Annotated in this window: 13 protein-coding genes; 7 read left to right on the forward strand and 6 right to left on the reverse strand. The window is 70.9% G+C overall.

Annotated features, from left to right (window positions below):
• Nucleotides 1-8: 8 nt before the first annotated feature.
• The 5 genes from E3O67_RS01040 to E3O67_RS01060 form a co-directional block, all read right to left on the reverse strand.
• Nucleotides 9-959, reverse strand: coding sequence for a respiratory chain complex I subunit 1 family protein (locus E3O67_RS01040; protein ID WP_135101477.1), 951 nt, complete (start codon nt 957-959; stop codon nt 9-11).
• A complete protein-coding gene (locus E3O67_RS01045) occupies nt 956-2,974 on the reverse strand; it encodes a proton-conducting transporter membrane subunit (RefSeq protein WP_135101479.1) in 2,019 nt (672 codons plus the stop codon). Before E3O67_RS01045 ends, E3O67_RS01040 begins: the two co-directional genes overlap by 4 nt.
• A complete protein-coding gene (locus E3O67_RS01050) occupies nt 2,971-3,456 on the reverse strand; it encodes an NADH-quinone oxidoreductase subunit B family protein (protein WP_134427004.1) in 486 nt (161 codons plus the stop codon). The genes E3O67_RS01045 and E3O67_RS01050 overlap by 4 nt, the downstream gene beginning before the upstream one ends.
• 75 nt (nt 3,457-3,531) lie before the next feature.
• A complete protein-coding gene (locus E3O67_RS01055) occupies nt 3,532-4,164 on the reverse strand; it encodes an LON peptidase substrate-binding domain-containing protein (protein WP_241981907.1) in 633 nt (210 codons plus the stop codon).
• Between the two features lie 16 nt (nt 4,165-4,180).
• Nucleotides 4,181-4,708, reverse strand: a complete 528-nt coding sequence (locus tag E3O67_RS01060) for an Lrp/AsnC family transcriptional regulator (RefSeq protein WP_134427002.1) — start codon at nt 4,706-4,708, stop codon at nt 4,181-4,183.
• A gap of 131 nt (nt 4,709-4,839) precedes the next feature.
• Here E3O67_RS01060 and pdhA point away from each other — a divergent pair, with 131 nt between their 5' ends.
• The 4 genes from pdhA to E3O67_RS01080 all read left to right on the forward strand — a co-directional run bounded on the left by pdhA (nt 4,840) and on the right by E3O67_RS01080 (nt 9,398).
• Nucleotides 4,840-5,952, forward strand: a complete 1,113-nt coding sequence (pdhA, locus tag E3O67_RS01065) for a pyruvate dehydrogenase (acetyl-transferring) E1 component subunit alpha (protein WP_135101481.1) — start codon at nt 4,840-4,842, stop codon at nt 5,950-5,952.
• Nucleotides 5,953-6,005: 53 nt separating this feature from the next.
• Nucleotides 6,006-6,998 (forward strand): alpha-ketoacid dehydrogenase subunit beta, encoded by a 993-nt coding sequence (locus E3O67_RS01070; protein ID WP_255575480.1) that lies wholly within the window; start codon nt 6,006-6,008, stop codon nt 6,996-6,998.
• Nucleotides 6,995-8,482, forward strand: coding sequence for a dihydrolipoamide acetyltransferase family protein (locus E3O67_RS01075; RefSeq protein ID WP_134426996.1), 1,488 nt, complete (start codon nt 6,995-6,997; stop codon nt 8,480-8,482). Before E3O67_RS01070 ends, E3O67_RS01075 begins: the two co-directional genes overlap by 4 nt.
• Nucleotides 8,483-8,735: 253 nt before the next feature.
• On the forward strand, nt 8,736-9,398 hold the full coding sequence (locus tag E3O67_RS01080) for a VOC family protein (protein WP_134426994.1): 663 nt from the start codon (nt 8,736-8,738) through the stop codon (nt 9,396-9,398).
• On the opposite strand, the gene E3O67_RS01085 is transcribed toward E3O67_RS01080, so the two are convergent.
• Entirely contained in the window at nt 9,392-9,991 is a 600-nt protein-coding gene (locus E3O67_RS01085; RefSeq protein WP_338145376.1) for a TetR/AcrR family transcriptional regulator, read from the reverse strand. The two genes, E3O67_RS01080 and E3O67_RS01085, sit on opposite strands and share 7 nt — an antisense overlap.
• A gap of 129 nt (nt 9,992-10,120) precedes the next feature.
• Between E3O67_RS01085 and E3O67_RS01090 the strand changes: the two genes are divergently transcribed.
• From E3O67_RS01090 to E3O67_RS01100, 3 genes are read left to right on the forward strand one after another with little or no spacing between them, the layout of a single operon-like run.
• Nucleotides 10,121-11,728: a carboxyl transferase domain-containing protein gene (locus E3O67_RS01090; protein WP_135101483.1), complete on the forward strand. Its 1,608-nt coding sequence runs from the start codon at nt 10,121-10,123 to the stop codon at nt 11,726-11,728.
• 8 nt (nt 11,729-11,736) lie between these two features.
• On the forward strand, nt 11,737-13,905 hold the full coding sequence (locus E3O67_RS01095; protein ID WP_135101485.1) for a biotin carboxylase N-terminal domain-containing protein: 2,169 nt from the start codon (nt 11,737-11,739) through the stop codon (nt 13,903-13,905).
• Nucleotides 13,902-15,068 carry an acyl-CoA dehydrogenase family protein gene (locus tag E3O67_RS01100; RefSeq protein ID WP_174776776.1) on the forward strand — a complete coding sequence of 389 codons (1,167 nt, stop codon included), beginning with the start codon at nt 13,902-13,904 and terminating at the stop codon, nt 15,066-15,068. Before E3O67_RS01095 ends, E3O67_RS01100 begins: the two co-directional genes overlap by 4 nt.
• Nucleotides 15,069-15,078: the final 10 nt, after the last annotated feature.

Here is a 15,078-nt window from a genome sequence, read left to right on the forward strand (position 1 = left end):
GGATGCTCCTAAGCGACCAGGTAAGAAGCGGTGACGGCCAGCAGGCCCAGGGCGAACGACCCCGCCAGCAGCTCGGGCACGCGGAACAGCCGCGCCTTGGCCAGGAAGACCTCACCCACGCTGAGCACGACGCCCAGCAGCAGGACCTTCATGGTGACGGTGCCCACGCCGACTATGACGCCGAGCACCGAGAAGTCGGTCACGATGCCCCACGGCACGATCAGGTTGCTGAGCAGGCCGAGCAGGGCCGCCAGCTTGAGCCAGGAGCCGAGTTCGAGCCAGGCCAGGTCGCGGCCGGACGCCTCCAGCACCATGGCCTCGTGCAGCATGGTCAGTTCGAGGTGGGTCGACGGGTTGTCGACCGGCAGGCGGCTGGTCTCGGCCATGATGGCGATCGCCAACGCGACCATGGCCAGCAGGCTGACCGGGGAGATGATCACGGCCGGGTTGGCGAGCCGGGTCTCCACGATCAGTGAGAGCGTCGAGGTGCCGGCCGGGATGGAGAGCGCGTAGACCGCAAGCAGCAGGGTCGGCTCGACCAGGGCGGCGACGGTCATGTGCCGGCTGGATCCCATCCCGCCGAACGCGGTGCCGGCGTCGAGGCCGACCAGGGCCAGGGCCACGACGCCGATCAGCATGACGGAAACGATCACGAACAGGTCGCTGGGGATCAGCGGCAGCGGCAGGGTGCCGACCAGCGGCAGCAGGGCGCAGAGCAGCAGGCTGGAGACCAGGAGGGTGACCGGGCCGGCTGCGAGCATCCAGCTGCTGCCGGCGGCGCGCACCGGGTTCTTCGCCAGGAGCTTACGCACATCGCGCCACGGTTGCCAGATGCCGGAACCGGCCCGGCCCTCGAGGCGGGCCCGCACCTGGCGGATCACCCCGATCAACACGGGGGCGAGGAACACGAACAGCACAAGCTGGACGAGGGCGATGATGATCGCCGCGGCGCCGGTCACAGGGACACCACGATCAGAACGACCAGCAGGGCGACGAAGGAGTAGGACAGGTAGCGATGGATGCTGCCGTTCTGCGCGCGTCGGGCCAGGATGCCTGCTCGTTGCATGAGGTTCAGCACCGGGCGGTAGAGCCGGGTCTCGACCACGTCGGACACGCTCTGTTCCACGTGCACGCGTTCCACCAGGTAGCGGGATTCGCCCGCGTGGGTGACCTCGACGTCGCGGGAGGGCCGGAGCACGTCGTCGAACACGCGCACCAGCGGCTCGGCGTAGGAGGTGGCCGTGTACTGCATCCGTGGGCGCAGCCGGGACCCGCCGCCGGCCCAGGGGAGCGGCGAGGTGCGGGTGGGGTGGCGCCGGGCGGAGAGGAACAGAACGATCAGCACGGGTACCAGCAGGAGCCCGGCCAGCACCACGAAGGTGATGGGGTCGAGCACGGCGTCGATGCCGCGGGCGTCGATGCCCGCGAGGCCGATGGTGCGCACGTCCGGGGTGAACTCGGGGCCCACGGCGCCGCCGATGGCCACGGCGAGCGGCCCGGGCAGCACGCCGAGCCCGATCACGAGCAGGGCGCCGATCGCGAGCGGGATGCGCATGATGACGGGTACCTCGCGGGCCTGTTTGGCCTCCTGGGAGCGCGGGCGGGCCAGGAAGGCGATCCCGTAGGCCTTGACGAAGGTGAGCAGTGCCAGCCCGGCGGTGAGGGCGATCACGGCGACCGCGAGCGGCATGGCGACGGATGCCGCGACGGAGACGACCTCCCCGTCGACCCGGGAGCCGTGGATCAGGGCCTGCAGCAGCATCCACTCGGCGACGAACCCGCTCGTGACGGGCAGGGTCGCGGCACCCATGGCGGCCGCGCCGAAGGCGGCGGCGGTCCACGGCATCCGGCTGCCGAGGCCGCCGAGTCGGTCGAGGTTCATCTCGCCGGCCGCGCGGGCCACGGCGCCCGCGCCGAGGAACAGGGTGGACTTGAACGCGGCGTGGCTGAGCATCAGCAGCAGGGCGGCGACGAGGGCCGCGTCGGCTGCGGCCGTGGCGTTGTCGGCGCGCAGCAGAACGGATGCGCCGAGCCCCAGGAACACCAGCCCCATGTTCTCGGTCGTGGAGTAGGCCAGCAGCACCTTGAGGTTGCTCGCCACCGAGGCCTGCAGGATCCCGTAGAGCGCGGACACCCCGCCGAGCGCCATGATCAGCACGCCCCACCAGGCCGGGCCGTCGGGCAGCAGCCGCACGACGACGAGGAGGGCGCCGTAGACGCCGATGTTGACCATCGCCCCGCTCATCGCGGCGGCGACATGGCCGGGGGCCTCGGGCAGCACCCGGGGAACCCAGACGTGCAGGGGCACGAGCTCGGCCTTGCCGCCGAAGCCGAGCAGGAGCAGCAGGAACGCGACGCTCGCCTGCCAGGTGAAGGGATCGATCGTGGCGAGGTCGGCGAACCCGGTGCCGCCGGCCAGGCCGGCGAGCATGGCGAAGCCGGCCAGCACGAAGAAGAAGCTCAGCTGCGACATCGCCGAGTACCAGACCAGGGCGGAGGCGACCGTGCCGCGGGTGGCATGGTGGGCCAGCAGCAGCGCCGTCGAACCGAGCGTCATGATCTCCCAGAACAGCAGGAACGACACCACATCGGTGGCGGCCGGCACCAGCTGCATGCCGAAGAGGAACACGGCCATCGACAGCCAGGCGGTGCGGGAGGCGGAGGCGACGCGGGCCGAGCCGATCCCGAACAGGGAGGCGAGCACGCCGACCACGGAGACGACCACCATGACAAGGCCGCCGAGGCGGTCGGGGGAGAGTGCGAGCGGGTCCATCGGGAGGGCGGTGGGGATGCTCAGCGAACCGGTGCCGCCGGCGAGGGCGATCGCGCCGGTGACGATGCCGGCCGCGGCGAGCAGGGTGCAGAAGGTTCCGCTGACCCGGGAACGCCAGGAGAGGGGGGTGGCGAGGGCCGCGGCGATGGCGACCACCAGCAGCAGGGTCTGGCTGAGCATCCCGGCTTCGAGGGCTGTCATCGGCCGGTCATCCGGCGCAGAGCCAGGGCGATGACGGCCGGCTCGGGCGGGTTGCCCGGCACGGACAGGTCCACGTGCACGAAATCGGACACCGGACCGGCCACCCCGTAGCCGTCGGCGAAGACGCCGCCGGTGATGGCGCAGTCGCCGACGGCGATCACGAAGCGGGGGGTCGGCGTGGCGTCGATGGTGCGCAGCAGGGGCTCGATCAGGTTGCGGGTCACGGCGCCCGTGATCACGAGCACGTCGGCGTGGCGCGGCGACGCGACCAGACGGATGCCGTAGCGCTCGACGTCGTAGACCGGGCCGAACGCGCTCTGCACCTCCATCGCGCAGTCATTGCAGCCGCCGCCGTTGATGAAGCGCACCTGAACGCTGCCGCCGAAGACCTCGGCGCCCGGGAACAGGGCCGGGGCAGGCGGGGCCGCTTCGGCGATGCGCCCACTGGTTCGGATCAGCTTCGTGAGTCGTTTGACGCTCAACTCAGGCTCCGTGGGGCACGATACATCATTACTTCTTTATATACCTATATGATGAATTTATCAAATAGATTCGGGTTATTCGTCGGGCCAGGGCGCGCTCAGGGAGTCCACGGCGTCCTGGGTGAAGTCGATCACCGCGGTGAGGAGCTGCTCGATCGAGGTCGACCGCAGCAGTTCGACCTGGTCCAGCGGACCCAGCGGGGCGATTCCGGCGATCTGCCAGGCGGCCGCCGTCGGATCCCGGGACAGTTCCACCGTCGACGGCCAGAGCTGGTCGGCGAATTCGCTCGCGAGGGCCAGGGCACGTCGCACGGCCTGCTCGGCCCGTTCCCGCAGCGGCAGCAGGTCGTCGTCCCAGTCCAGCGCGTCCAGGTGACGAACCGTGGCCTGGGGGTGCGGGTCCTCGGTCAGCCAGTCCACGACCTCGATCCGGCGTTCGCCCTGGGCGGTCACCCCGACGAAGCCCTCGGAGGCCTCGAGCTCGGTGATCTGGGCCACGGTCCCGTACCGGAACCGCCGCTCGCCGCCGCCGACCTCCTGGCCGCGTTCGATCAGCACCACGCCGAACTCGGCCGGCTCCTCCTTGAGGATGCGCGAGAGCATGACCAGGTAGCGGTCCTCGAACACGCGCAGCTGCAGCGGCATGTAGGGGAACAGCACCGATCCGAGCGGGAACATCGGCAGGGTCGTCTCCGGCGACTCGGTCATCGGCGGGCCGCCCGCATTACGGGATCATCGCGTCGGGGAAGGGAGATGCGCCGGGGCCTGACGTGCCGGCGCCGCCCTGGCGGCCGGTGCGCTCCAGAAGCGGGGTGATCCGGAAGGGAATCAGCTCGCCCATGGCCAGGGACGTCTCAGTGCGATCAACACCCTCGCAGGCGAGGATGGTGCCGTCGATGCGAAACAGGTCGTCGGCATCCGCGCACACCACGCGCACCAGGATGTCGGTGGCCCCGCTCATGCCGTGCGCCTGCACGATTTCCGGGATGCGGGCGAGCTCGGCCACGATTTGGGCGAGGCGTTTCTGCTGCACGTGCACCTCGATGAAGGCCGTCAGCGGGTAGCCCAGGGCGACCGGGTTGATGCGGCGGTCGAAGGAGAGGAACGCCTTCGATTCCTCGAGCCGCGCCATGCGCGCCTGCACGGTGTTGCGGGAGAGGTGCAACTGCTGGGCGAGCGCGACGAATGTGCTGCGTGGGTCCGCGCACAGGGCGCGCAGCAGCTGTAGGTCGACTTTGTCCAGCCTGTGCATAATGCTCGACGCTAGCACGCTGACTGCCCCATGAATAGGGCAAATTGCTCAAAATTACTCGACATGGTTGTGCTCCATGTCGCGGAATCGTACGCTCTCAACAACTTCGGCAACGACGCTGGGAGCGGTTCATGAACACTGTCCACACCGGGGGTACCCCCGACGTTCTCCTGCAGCTGCTGAGCCCCGCGGGGGTGCGGCTGGCCGACGCCGATCTCGATCCCTGGGTCGCGGAGGTGACCGGGAACGACCTCGCGGCGCTCTACCGGGACATGGTGGTGGTGCGCCGCATCGACGCCGAGGCCACGGCGCTGCAGCGCCAGGGCGAACTGGGACTCTGGCCGCCCCTGCTCGGTCAGGAGGCCGCTCAGATCGGCTCGGGCCGCGCGCTCCGCGCCGACGACTTCGTCTTCTCCAGCTACCGGGAGAACGCGGTCGCCTGGTGCCGTGGCGTGGCGCCCACCGACATCCTGCGGGTGTGGCGCGGCACCGCGCAATCCGGCTGGGACCCGCTGGTGCACCGGATGGCGACGCCCAGCATCATCATCGGGGCGCAGACCCTGCATGCCACGGGCTGGGCGATGGGAGCCCGGTTCGACGGCGCGGACTCGGTGGCCGTGGCCTACTTCGGCGACGGCGCGACCAGCGAGGGTGACGTCAACGAGGCGCTCGTGTTCGCGGCGAGCTTCCAGGCGCCGGTGGTCTTCTTCTGCCAGAACAACCACTGGGCCATCTCCGAGCCGGTCGGTCTGCAGGCCCGGGCCGGCATCGCCGGGCGGGCCCCCGGGTTCGGAATCCCCAGCCTGCGAATCGACGGCAACGACATCCTGGCCGTGATGGCCGCGACCCGGCTGGCCCTGAACCGGGCCCGCACCGGCGGAGGCCCCACCTTCATCGAGGCCGTCACCTACCGGATGGGCCCGCACACGACGGCGGATGACCCCACCCGCTACCGGCCGGCGGCCGAACTCGAGGAATGGGCGAAGAAAGACCCGATCCTGCGCCTGGGGCGGCTACTGGACTCCCTTGGGCTGCTCACGCCCGAACTAGAGGCCGAGACCCAGGCCGTGGCCGACGCCACGGCCGCGGAGCTGCGCGCCGGCTGCATCGGGCTCCCCGACCCGGAGCCGCTGACCGTGCTCGCCAACGTCTACGCCACCCCGCACACCGGGATCGACCGCCAGCGCGCGGAATACGCGGCCTACCTGGCGAGCTTCGAGCCGACCGGAGGAAAGGACTCGTGACCATCGAAACCATCCGGAGTTCCCCGCTCCCCGCGGCGAACGGCCAGGCGCCGGTGCCGCTGACCGAGACGACCACCCTGACCCTGGCCAAGGCGATCAACGCCGGGCTGCGGCGCGCGATGCTCGACGACCCGAAGGTGGTGCTCCTCGGCGAGGACATCGGCGCCCTCGGCGGCGTATTCCGGGTGACCAGCGACCTGCTCGCCGAGTTCGGGCCGAACCGGGTCGTCGACACCCCGCTGGCCGAGTCTGCCATCATCGGCACCGCGGTGGGACTGGCGTACCGCGGCTACCGCCCGGTCTGCGAGATCCAGTTCGACGGCTTCATCTTCCCCGGCTTCGACCAGATCGTCAGCCAGGTGGCCCGGTTCCACTACCGCACCCAGGGGGCCCTGCGCATGCCCATCACCATCCGGGTACCCTTCGGCGGCGGCATCGGCGCCGCGGAGCACCACTCCGAATCTCCCGAGGCCTACTTCACGCACACCTCGGGCCTGCGGGTGGTCGCGGTCTCGAACCCGCAGGACGCCTACAGCCTGATCCGACAGGCGATCGCCTCCGACGACCCGGTGCTCTTCTTCGAGCCCAAGCGGCGCTACCACGTCGCCGGCCCGGTGTCCCCGCAGCTCGGCGAGTCCTTCGAGAGGGCCCGGGTCGTGGCCGCCGGCACCGACGTCACGCTGCTCGCCTACGGCGCGCTGGTGTCCACGGCGGCGGATGCCGCGCTCGCCGCCGCCGACGACGGCATCTCGGTCGAGGTCATCGACCTGCGCTCGCTCTCGCCCATCGACTACGCCACCGTCGAGGCATCCGTTCGGAAGACCGGCCGGCTCGTCGTGACGCACGAGGCCTCCCGCTCGGGCGGGCTGGGCGGCGAGATCATCGCCGAGGTCACCGAGCGCTGCTTCGACTACCTCGAGGCCGCGCCGGTTCGGGTCACCGGCTTCGACATCCCGTACCCGACGGCGAAGCTGGAGGGTCACCACCTGCCGGACCTTGATCGCATGCTCGACGGCGTCGACCGCGTGCTGGGGAGACGACGATGATCAAGGTCTTCAGGCTGCCGGACCTCGGCGAGGGACTGACCGAATCGGAGATCGTGGCCTGGCGGGTCGCGCCGGGCGAGACGGTGACGCTCAACCAACTCATCGCCGAGGTGGAGACGGCCAAGGCCGTCGTCGAGCTGCCGTCGCCCTTCGCGGGCGTGGTCGCCGAACTCCATCAGCAGCCCGGCACCACCGTGCACGTGGGTGACCCGATCGTCTCCTTCGAGGTGGCCGGCGCCGAGCCTCCCGTGACTCCCGCCGATGCCGCTGCGCCTCGTTCTGCCGGTTCTGGCCGCGAGAGCGACCACTCAGCCCCGCCAAACGAATCGACGGGGCATGATCTGCGCGCTCGCGAGCCCGAACGGGAGGCCGTTCTGGTGGGGTACGGCGCCGCCGTCGAGCGCGGCGGGCGGCCCCAGCGACGGGCTCGCACCGGGGCGACGGATGCGGGTGGTCCGGATGCGCGGGGTCCGGTCGCACGGGCAACGGTGCCGGGCGTGACGGTGCCCGGCGTGACGGTGGTGACCGGGGAGGCGACGGTGCCTGCGCCTCCGATCGCGGGGGAGCGGTGCTCGGTCACGACCGAGCGTCCGCGGTCCACGCCGCCGGTGCGAGCCTTGGCCCGCACCCTGGGCGTCGACCTGACAGAGGTGACCGGAACCGGTCCGACCGGCCTGATCACCCGGGAGGACGTGGAGGCGCACGGCGCGCCTGCCGCGCCCACGGCCCTCGTCGTCAACCGGGCCGAACCGGCAGCTCGGCCGAAGGCAGCCGCGCCCGGTGCCCGGGAAACCCGCAGTCCGATCCGGAGCGTGCGCAAGCTCACCGCCGCCGCCATGGTGCGTAGCGCGTTCACCGCGCCGCACGCCACGGAGTTCCTGACCGTGGACGTGACGCCGACAATGGAGCTGATCGACGCGCTCAAACGCGACCGGGAGTTCGCCGACGCGCACATCGGCATCCTGGCCGTCGTCGCCAAGGCGCTCTGCCTCGCGGTCGCCCGCACGCCCGAGGTGAACACCCGCTGGGACGAGGCGGCCGACGAGATCGTGCAGTTCCACTACGTGAACCTCGGCATCGCCGCCGCCACGCCGCGGGGGCTGCTCGTTCCCGGCATCCCGGATGCCGACCGGTTGGGCCTCGCCGACCTCGCCGCGGCGCTCGCCGAGCTGACCAGTACCGCCCGGGCGGGTGCGACCAGCCCGGCCGCCCTGACCGGCGGCACGATCTCGATCACCAACATCGGTTCCTTCGGCATCGATGCCGGCACGCCGATCCTCCCGCCGGGGGAGGCCGTGATCCTCGCCCTGGGGGCGATCGCCCCGCGGCCGTGGGAGCACCGCGGCGAGATCGCGCTGCGGCAGGTGGTCACCCTCAGCGTCGCCTTCGACCACCGGCTCGTCGACGGCGAGCAGGCCGCCCGCTTCCTGACCGACGTCGCCGGCATCCTCGCCCACCCCGCGCGCGCCCTCGCCCTGCTCTAGTCCGCCCCGCCGTTCCGCCCCGCCGTTCCGCCCCGACCGTCCACCCCCCAACGTGGTCTGCCCCTCACTAACTCGACGGAGATTTTGCCTCTGGTGCCTGGAATACGGGCACAAACGGTCATTTTTCTCACAATCTCCGTCGAATTGGTTCGCCGAGCACGTTGGGCGCGGCATCCGTGCGGGGGAGCGGGCCGGCAACGGATGCCCCCGAGCGCGCCTTGACGGGGTTCGCACCGCGCAGCAGAGTGAGGGGATGACTGCACCGGGCACCCTCCTCACCCCGATCGACACCGAGTCCGTACTCTCCGGCGGTGCCTTCGCACACCTCGACGGCGCCCTGCACGGCTCGTTCACGACCCGGGATTTCGCGTCGGCGGTGCGCCTGCTCGTCCTGGTGGCCGAGGCGGCGGATGCGATGAACCACCATCCCGACGTGCGGCTCGGCTACGGCCGGGTCGGCTTCCGCCTCTCCTCCCATGACGCCGGCGGTGTGACCGAACGCGACCTGCGGCTCGCGCTGCGGATCCAGGAACTTGCGGATGCGCAGGGCGCCGACCGGGCGCCCGTCACCCCGGCCCGATACGACGTGGCGATCGACTGCACCGACGCCGACGCGATCCGACCGTTCTGGCGGGTGGGTCTCGGCTACGTGGAGGTCGACAGTGAGGGTGCGATCGAACTCGTCGATCCAGTCGGCCCGGGTCCCCGGGTCTGGTTTCAGAGCATGGACATCGCGCGCACCGAACGCAACCGCATCCACCTGGACGTATATCTGCCCACGATCGACGCCGAGTCCCGCGTGCAGGACATCATCGCCGTCGGCGGCGACCTCCTCACCGACGAGCACGCCCCCGACTGGTGGGTGCTGGCCGACCCAGAGGGCAACGAGCTCTGCGTCTGCACGACCGTCTACTGAGCGGCCCCGAGTGCCGCGAGCGCCATCTCCTCCAGCAGCGGTCGCACCGCGCCGCTCGGAGACGCGGGCAGAGTGTGCGGGGTCGAGTTCAGCAGTCCGAACGTCGCCTGGGCCCGGATGCGCAGCAGCTGCGCTTCCACCTCGGGGTGCACCTGCCCGAGCACGCGCACCCACAGCTCGACATAGGTGCGCTGCAGGGTGCGCACCCGGTGCCGGTCCGCGGGGGCCAGGCTGTCCAGGTCCCGGTCCTGCACGCGGATGACGTTCGGGTGCGACAGGGCGAAGTCCGTGTGGAAGCGCACCAGTGCGCGGAGGGCGCCCGCGGCATCCGGAGCGCCCTCGACCACGGCCTGCCCGCCCGCCACCAGCGTTTCGCTGACCTCCACCAGCAGTGCGGCGAGCACGGCCGGTTTGCCGCTGAAGTGCCGGTAGACGGCCGGGCCGCTCACGCCGACGGCCGCGCCGAGGTCCTCGATCGAGACCCCGTTGTAGCCCGACCGGGCGAACAGCGCGGCCGCAGCCCCGAGCAACGCCTGCCGCCGGTCGGCCTTGGCCCGGCTGCGCGGCGTCGGCACGGACGAAGAACCAGGCACGAGCACCATCGACATCCCATCCGGCCCAGGACTCTGGACAACTCAGTTATGAACCGCTAACCTGAATTTCGGTTAGTACACGCTAACTGTACCGGCTGAGCACTCAAGCGGGAAAGCGGGACGTCGTCGATGGAGACACTCGCGAGTCTGATCGACTCGACCAGTCCGGCCTTCGCCGCGAACGCCGCCGCCCACCGCGAACTCGTCGCCGACCTGCGCCGCCGCCTCGCCGTCGTCGCCCTCGGCGGCCCCGCGACCTCCCGCCAGCGCCACCTCGACCGCGGCAAGCTCCTGCCGCGGGAACGCATCGACCGGCTGCTGGATGCCGGCAGCCCCTTCCTCGAGATCGCGCCCCTGGCCGCCACCGGCCTCTACGACGACGACAGCCCCGGCGCCGGCCTGATCGCCGGGATCGGGCTCATCCACGGCCGCCACGTGCTCGTCCTCTCCAACGACGCCACCGTCAAGGGCGGCACGTACTACCCGATGACGGTCAAGAAGCACCTCCGGGCCCAGGAGATCGCGTTCGAGAACCGGCTCCCGTGCGTCTACCTGGTCGACTCGGGCGGGGCCTTCCTGCCGCTGCAGGATGAGGTCTTCCCCGACATCAACCACTTCGGCCGTATCTTCTACAACCAGGCCCGGATGTCCGCGGCCCAGATCCCGCAGATCGCAGCCGTCCTGGGCTCCTGCACCGCCGGCGGGGCCTATGTTCCCGCGATGAGCGACGAGACCGTGATCGTGCGGAACCAGGGCACTATCTTCCTCGGCGGCCCGCCGCTGGTGAAGGCCGCGATCGGCGAGGTTGTCACGGCCGAGGAACTCGGCGGCGGCGACCTGCACGCTCGCACCTCCGGGGTGACCGACCACCTCGCCGAGGACGACGAGCACGCCCTCCAGATCGTGCGCGACATCGTGCGCTACCTGCCCGCACCGCCGCCGCCGGCCTGGCCGCGGTCGCCGGCCGGCGACCCGGTCGCCGACCCGGCCGAGCTCTACGGCGCCGTACCCACCGACCCGCAGGGCCGTTACGACGTGCACGAGGTGATCATCAGGCTGGTCGACGGCAGCGAGTTCCACGAGTTCAAGCGGGAGTACGGCACGACCCTGGTCACCGGCTTCGCGCACCTGCACGGCCACCCGGTCGGCATCATCGCCAACAACGGCGTGCTGTTCTCCGAATCCGCGCTCAAGGGCGCGCACTTCATCGAGCTGTGCGACCAACGCGGCATCCCGCTGATCTTCCTGCAGAACATCTCCGGATTCATGGTCGGCCGTGACTATGAGGCCGGCGGCATCGCCAAGAACGGCGCGAAGATGGTCACCGCCGTCGCCACCGCGCGCGTGCCCAAGCTCACGGTCGTGATCGGCGGGTCCTTCGGCGCCGGCAACTACGCCATGTGCGGCCGCGCCTACTCGCCCCGCTTCCTCTGGATGTGGCCGAACAGCCGCATCTCCGTGATGGGCGGCCCGCAGGCCGCGTCCGTGCTCGCCACCGTCAAAAGGGAGCAGCAGGAGAAGGCCGGCGTGCCCTGGTCGGCGGATGCCGAGGCCGCTGTCACCGCGCCCGTCACCGCCCAGTACGAACGGCAGGGCAGCCCCTACTATTCCACCGCCCGGCTCTGGGACGACGGGGTGATCGACCCGGCTGACACCCGCACCGTGCTGGGCCTGGCCCTCGACGTCGTCGCCCTGGCGCCCCTGCCCGAGACCGCCTTCGGCCTCTTCCGGATGTGAGGCGCACCATGACATCGAACGCACCGACATCGAACGCACCGACATCGAACGCACCGACACCGCGCAGGAAACCCTTCGAGACCGTGCTGGTCGCCAATCGCGGCGAGATCGCCTGCCGCATCATCCGCACCCTGCGAGCCCTGGGCATCCGTTCGGTGGCCGTCTACAGCGACGCCGACCGCGACGCGCTGCACGTGAGCCTCGCGGATGCCGCGGTGCGCCTCGGCCCGGCCGCGCCCCACGCCAGCTACCTGAACATCGACGCGATCCTCGCCGCCGCGGCCGCCACGGGCGCCGGTGCCGTGCACCCCGGCTACGGGTTCCTGAGCGAGAACGAGGCCTTCGCGCGGGCCTGCGCCGACGCCGGCCTCGTCTTCGTCGGACCGGGCCTGACCGCCCTCGCCGTGATGGGCGACAAGATCCGCGGCAAGAACCACGTCGCCGGCAGCGGTGTGCCCGTCATTCCCGGGTTCTCCCGTCCGGGCCAGAGCGACGCGCAGCTCGTCGCCGCCGCCGCCGAGGTGGGCTACCCGCTGCTGATCAAACCGTCCGCGGGCGGCGGCGGCAAGGGGATGCTGCGGGTCGACGCCGCCGGCGAGCTCGCCGACGCGCTCGTCACGGCTCGGCGCGTGGCGCAGGGCTCTTTCGGCGACGACACCCTGCTGCTCGAACGCTACCTCGACCGGCCGCGGCATATCGAGGTGCAGGTGCTCGCGGACGCCTCGGGCGCGGTCATCCACCTCGGCGAGCGCGAGTGCTCCCTGCAGCGCCGCCACCAGAAGGTGATCGAGGAGGCTCCCTCGCCGCTGCTCGATCCGGCGACCCGCGCGCGCATCGGTGAGGCAGCCTGCCGGGCCGCCCGAAGCGTCGGCTACACCGGCGCCGGCACGGTGGAATTCCTGGTCTCCGACATGGCCCCGGACGAGTTCTTCTTCATGGAGATGAACACCCGGCTGCAGGTGGAGCACCCGGTCACCGAGCTGGTCACCGGCCTCGACCTGGTCGAGTGGCAGCTGCGCATCGCCGCGGGGGAGTCGCTGCCGCTGACCCAGGCGGAGGTGGTGCTCACCGGGCACGCGATCGAGGCGCGCGTCTACGCCGAGAACCCGGCCCGCGGTTTTCTGCCCAGCCAGGGCGCCGTGCTGAGCCTGTCCGAGCCGGTCGGCGACGGCATCCGGGTCGACAGCTCGCTGCGGCCGGGTCTGACCATCTCCGGGGTCTACGACCCGATGCTGGCCAAGGTGATCGCCTGGGGCGCCGACCGCGCCGAGGCTCTCGCCCGCCTCGACCGGGCCCTGGCCGACACCGTGGTGCTCGGGGTGCACACCAACGTGGAGTTCCTCCGGCTGCTGCTGCGGAACCCCGACGTGGCCGCCGGCCGCCTCGACACCGGCCTGATCGAGCGGAGCCTGCCGGGCCTCGGCCTCCGGGGAATGCCGGGTCAACCCCTGCCCGACCACTTTTCTGTCGCCGCCGCCCTGTTCCTGCACGCCGCCGCGGGCAGTGGCACCGGCCCCTGGGCGCAGCCGAACGGCTGGCGGCTCGGCCAGGCCCGGCCGGCGCGCTACAGCCTGCGGGTCAGCGCCACCGAAACGGTCGACGTCGCCGTGCTGACCGGGCCGGACGGCCTGAGCGTGGCCGTCGACGATCGGATGCCCGTTCCCGCCCGACTCTCGCCGGTCGCCGATCATTCGGGCACCTTCGCCTGCGAGCTGGACGGCCGCCTCGAGGTGCTGCAGCTCGTGTCCGACGGCCCGCGCCTCTGGCTCGGCCAGAACGGCTTCAGCGCGGAGCTGGTGCACCGCTCCCGGGCCGAACGGCTCGCCGACCGTCTCGCCGGCCGGGGCCGTGCGGGGGGAGAGGCCGGGACGGCCCGGCCGGAGGTGCGCTCCCCGATGCCCGGCACCGTCGTCGCCGTGCACCTCGCCACCGGAGACCTGATCGTCGCGGGCCAACGCATCCTCACCGTGGAGGCCATGAAGATGGAGCACCACCTGCTGGCCGAAACGGATGGCCTGCTCACCGTCGGCGTGCGCCCGGGCGACCTCGTGCGCCTCGACCAGATCGTCGCCAGCGTCGACGCCGTCGCCGTCGCCACCACCACCCTGACGGAAGCCAGCGCGCCAGACACCGAAGCCACACCATCAGCCACGCCAGTCAAGGGAGACCCAACGTGAAACAGGAACTGACCGAGCAGCAGCGTCGCCTCAGCGACACCGTGCGCGACTTCGCCGACACGGTCGTGGCGCCGGCCGCCTACGAGTACGACACCAAGCGCAGCCTGCCCTACGACATCATCGCCCAGATGGGGGAGATGGGCCTGTTCGGCCTGCCTTTCCCTCAGGAGTACGGCGGGCAGGGCCAGGACTACTTCTCGCTCTGCCTCGCGGTCGAACAACTCGCCCGGGTCGACCAATCCATCGCCGTCACCCTCGAGGCCGGCGTGGGGCTCGGGATCATGCCCGTCTACCGGCGCGGCACCGAGGCGCAGAAGCAGGAATGGGTGCCGCTGCTGACCAGCGGGCGGGCGCTCGCCGCGTTCGGGCTGACCGAGGCGGACGCCGGCTCCGACGCCGCCGGCACGAAGACGACGGCCGAACTGTCCGGCGGTGAATGGGTGATCAACGGCACGAAGCAGTTCATCACCAACTCCGGCTCCGAGATCACCCGGCTGGTCACCGTGACCGCCGTCACGGGCGAGTCCGAACGCCCCGACGGCTCGGTGAAGAAGGAGCTCACGGCCATCCTGGTGCCCACCCCCACCCCGGGGTTCACGGCTCTGCCGGCCTACGACAAGGTGGGCTGGCACACCTCCGACACGCATCCGCTGCTCTTCGAGAACGTGCGCGTGCCGGAGGCAAACCTCCTCGGCGACCGCGGCCGCGGCTTCGCCAACTTCGTGCAGACCCTCGACGAGGGCCGCATCGCCTTCGCCGCGCTCTGCACGGGCGCGGCGCAGGGCTGCCTCGAGGAGGCCATCCGCTACGCCAACACCCGCAACGTGTTCGGCCGGTCGATCGGCTCCAACCAGCACATCGCGTTCAAGATTGCACGGATGCAGGCGCGCGTGCACACGTCCCGCCTCGCCTACTACGACGCCGCCTTGAAAATGGTGCACGGACACACCTTCAAAATGGAGGCCTCGATTGCCAAGATGGTGGGGAGCGAAGCCGCCATGGACAACGCCCGCGACGCCACCCAGATCTTCGGCGGATACGGGTTCCTGAACGAGAACCCGGTGGCCAGACACTACCGCGACTCGAAGGTGCTCGAGCTCGGTGAAGGCACCACCGAGGTTCAGCTGATGGTCATCTCGCGGGCGCTTGGGTTCACCGGTTAGGCGGGAGGAA

The sequence above is a fragment of the Cryobacterium sp. TMT3-29-2 genome (genome assembly GCF_004564305.1).
GTDB classification, from domain to species: Bacteria; Actinomycetota; Actinomycetes; order Actinomycetales; family Microbacteriaceae; genus Cryobacterium; species Cryobacterium sinapicolor.

Coding starts and splice junctions, on each gene's coding strand:
- E3O67_RS01080 (WP_134426994.1), top strand. CDS start 8,736: ATGACTGCACCGGGCACCCTCCTCACCCCGATCGACACCGAGTCCGTA.
- E3O67_RS01055 (WP_241981907.1), bottom strand. CDS start 4,164: ATGACCGAGTCGCCGGAGACGACCCTGCCGATGTTCCCGCTCGGATCG.
- pdhA (WP_135101481.1), top strand. CDS start 4,840: ATGAACACTGTCCACACCGGGGGTACCCCCGACGTTCTCCTGCAGCTG.
- E3O67_RS01095 (WP_135101485.1), top strand. CDS start 11,737: ATGACATCGAACGCACCGACATCGAACGCACCGACATCGAACGCACCG.
- E3O67_RS01060 (WP_134427002.1), bottom strand. CDS start 4,708: ATGCACAGGCTGGACAAAGTCGACCTACAGCTGCTGCGCGCCCTGTGC.
- E3O67_RS01075 (WP_134426996.1), top strand. CDS start 6,995: ATGATCAAGGTCTTCAGGCTGCCGGACCTCGGCGAGGGACTGACCGAA.
- E3O67_RS01090 (WP_135101483.1), top strand. CDS start 10,121: ATGGAGACACTCGCGAGTCTGATCGACTCGACCAGTCCGGCCTTCGCC.
- E3O67_RS01045 (WP_135101479.1), bottom strand. CDS start 2,974: ATGACAGCCCTCGAAGCCGGGATGCTCAGCCAGACCCTGCTGCTGGTG.